Annotated in this window: 1 pseudogene; it reads left to right on the top strand. The window is 44.6% G+C overall.

Annotated features, from left to right (window positions below):
• A pseudogene (locus J7338_RS20660) lies at nt 1-305 on the top strand (IS21 family transposase); the annotation flags it as partial.

Raw genomic sequence — 305 nt, 5'->3', positions numbered from 1 at the left:
CCTGAAGATAAACAACACGGTACGTTTCTTAAGACAAAAGTCAGGGACTTCTCAACCCGTCAGAAAAGATATCCAACACCTGATTGGCTCGCTATCAACAGGGATTTAAAGCAGCACAAACATTTAACGTTGCAGTTAGTATTCGATGAATTACGTGAGAAAGTTGGTGAGCCTTATTACAGCTATAGCCACTTCTGCCGCGCCTATCGGCAATGGTTGGGAAAACAACGGTTGTCGATGCGTCAGCATCATAAAGGCGGTGAAAAGCTGTTTGTGGATTATTGTGGCCCCACACTGACCATCAT

Source organism: Pseudoalteromonas ostreae (assembly GCF_018069805.1).
Taxonomy (GTDB): domain Bacteria; phylum Pseudomonadota; class Gammaproteobacteria; order Enterobacterales; family Alteromonadaceae; genus Pseudoalteromonas; species Pseudoalteromonas ostreae.
The sequence above is the reverse complement of the archived record's forward strand: the minus strand, read 5'-3'. Positions and strand labels throughout refer to the sequence as shown.